This window comes from Komagataeibacter ossonobensis, assembly GCF_057359305.1.
Map to the genome: position 1 here is coordinate 1 of NZ_JBXAYQ010000102.1, position 2,005 is coordinate 2,005.

Annotated in this window: 2 protein-coding genes; both read right to left on the bottom strand. The window is 56.9% G+C overall.

Annotation, left to right across the window (positions count from 1 at the left end; genetic code table 11):
* Positions 1-190 precede the first annotated feature (190 nt).
* Positions 191-1,792 carry a B12-binding domain-containing radical SAM protein gene (locus AC1RQ9_RS18755; protein WP_171790619.1) on the bottom strand — a complete coding sequence of 534 codons (1,602 nt, stop codon included), beginning with the start codon at positions 1,790-1,792 and terminating at the stop codon, positions 191-193.
* Positions 1,789-2,005 (bottom strand): hypothetical protein (locus AC1RQ9_RS18760; RefSeq protein ID WP_485988096.1); only part of this gene is annotated, 217 nt, incomplete at its 5' end. The genes AC1RQ9_RS18755 and AC1RQ9_RS18760, both read right to left, overlap by 4 nt.

Sequence of the window (2,005 nt, forward strand, 5' to 3'; positions counted from 1 at the left end):
AAAATATCGTATAATAAAATTTAAAACAAATTATTTATTGAACAATTCTTTTCATTAATTCAATATATATTTTGATAAGTGGAATAGCTTCGTTATGTCGGAATTTATACGAAATGCGCTTTAACAGGCAATGCATATTAGCGCTTTTATTGTACATCATGCATACTCCTTCATCTTCCCTTAACACGGTTTAGACTGGCACGAGTTCTGCCTTGACATGACGTACAACGGGCGGCACGTGCCAGCGGCCCTGGTCCACATCCGCGATCTCGCGGTCGATCTCGGCAATGACCTGGCGTGAAAACGGGCCAAGATGCAGGTAAAGCGCGCTTGTCATCACCACATAGGGCAGCGCGCGCGGGTTATGCAGGGCGCAGTCCAGCATCATGCGCCAGAACTGCCCGGCCGTTCCCGGCCCCGCACGGTGGATGCGGAACATGAGCCGGACAAAGCTGCGCAAATCATCCTTTATCATCCGGTGCGCGCGCTTGCGCCCGAGCATCCGGCCCAGCCTGCGCACGCGGCCGAAATAGGCGACTGGGTCATAGATGGCCGCAAGCACCGTCCTGTAATCGTTCAGCACGTCGCGACGCGGGCGTTTTGTCTCGAAATTCAGCCCCGCCGTGCATTGGTCGCCCGACTGCGTCTGTTCACTGCCGGAAAAAAGGCGGCCTTCCGCCAGCAGGCGCCGCGTCAGCTGCGTCGTGGGCAGGGCGTAAAGCAGGCCGACCATGCAGACTGGGATGGACGTATCCTCGATACAGTCGATCATGCCCTGGGCGACACTGCCCTTTTCGCTGTCGAAACCCACGATGAAGCCCGCATTGACGAAAATCCCGGCCTTGTGGATCGTCTCGATGCTCTGCTGCAGGCTGCGCCGCGTGTTCTGCTTTTTCTGCATCAGCACGAGGGAGTCTGTATCCGGGCTTTCGATGCCGACGAATATGGCGAAGAAATTGGTATCGGCCAGGCTGCGCAGCAGGTCGGCATCATCGGCAAGGTTGATCGATGCCTCGGTCGAGAACTCGAATGGAAAGTTCTTCTCGTTCTGCCAGCGTTTCAGGTCGGGCAGGAATTTCTTGAGCGCCTTCTTGTTGCCAATCAGGTTGTCATCGACAAAATCCACATGTCCGCGATAGCCAAGCGCGTACAGGGCATCGAGTTCGGCCATGACCTGCGCATTGGTCTTGGTGCGCGGCACTCGGCCATAGAGTTCAATGATGTCGCAGAACTCGCAACTGAACGGACAACCGCGCGAGAACTGGATGCCCACGTGCAGGTACTGATCCAGCTTGAGCAGGTCAAAGCGCGGCAATGGGCTTTTGGTCACATCCGTCTTGCCCATGGGAGCCTCAAACATGCCCTGCCGCACGCCGCTGTGCCAGACGGCGATGAAATCATCCATGATCTCTTCGGCCTCGCCCAGAACCTGAAAATTGGCGGCGCTGTAAAGCGATGGGCTGGAGGTCACGTCGGGGCCACCCACCACCACCGGCTTGCCGCGCGCGCGGCAGGTCTCGATGATGTGCAGCGCATCATTGCGCTGCGGCAGCATGCCGCCGGTCATGACCATGTCGGCCCAGTCGTAATCGGCATCCACAAGGTCTTCGGTATTGCGGTTGACCAGCCGGACTTCCCAGTCCCGGGGCAGGAGGGCTGCGACCGTGACCAGGCCAAGGGGGGCCGCCGGATAGCGTGCGCCCGCAAGATCGCAGGCTTCCTTGTAGTTCCAGAATGAATTGGCGTTGAAAAGCGGGAAGATCATCAGGACCTTGCAGGTTTCGGTCATCATGCAAGGATCCATTGCTGCAAGGACTGGTCATGATCAAGACAGATGCCTTCCCGTCCATTTCGAGACGTGGCAGCCTCAGGCAGGGCGCAACTCGACTGTAAGGGTGACATGGGGTGAACCCCTTTCGTAGTGGTGTCGGTCAGGTGGGCCGGTACAATATCGGTGACCGCCACTATTGCTTTTATCCTGGTAATCTCGAACGACCGTGGCCAA